Source organism: Peribacillus sp. NPDC056705, assembly GCF_043656335.1.
The window spans coordinates 809-1,457 of the sequence record NZ_JBHTYI010000176.1 but is presented as its reverse complement, the minus strand read 5'-3'; the positions used below and the strand labels follow the sequence as shown (position 1 = coordinate 1,457).

The window sequence follows — 649 nt, the reverse complement described above, 5'->3', positions numbered from 1 at the left end:
TTGGCAGAGAGACGAAGGGACTGGAATTAGCGGATTAACATGAATAATGGCGCTGCGAGAGTATAACTTTCGCAGCGCCATTGTGTTTTGTCATATCTCCATGATGGACGGCATGATATAGGGGCTTCTTCCGAGCTCCCGTTTGAAATAGCGATTCAAGGTCGTGTTCGTCATCTGTTCCCAAGCGGCGCGGTTATACTCACGCTGCTCACCCGCCTTGTTCAGTTGCTTGCGCAGCATGGCTTCTACACGCCGCAGCAGGGGCTTCGAATCCTGCATATAAACAAATCCACGCGTAATCAGTTCAGGACCCGACATGAGCTTACGCGTCTGCGTATTAATCGTCATAGCCACAATCACGACGCCGTCATGTGCAAGCTGAACGCGCTCCTCAAGCAGTTCCTTCTCATGTGTACGAAGTTCCCCGTTATTGATGTAGACGTCCCCAGAAGGGATATTACGACCCTTACGCGCGTAGTTGCGGAACATGGACAGCGTATTACCGATATTCATCAGATAGACGTTGCTGTCTTGCACTCCAACTTGCACGGCCAGATGACGATGGTTCAGCAGCATGCGGTATTCGCCGTGAATGGGTACGAAGTATTTGGGTCTCAAGCTGCTGATCATCAGCTTCAAGTCTTCGCGA

Annotated in this window: 1 pseudogene (only partly in view); it reads right to left on the bottom strand. The window is 50.8% G+C overall.

The features are described 5' to 3' along the window. Positions 1–90: 90 nt before the first annotated feature. Positions 91–649, bottom strand: a pseudogene (locus ACFRAK_RS28660) (ribonuclease J) (its annotated part continues 808 nt past the right edge of the window); the annotation flags it as partial.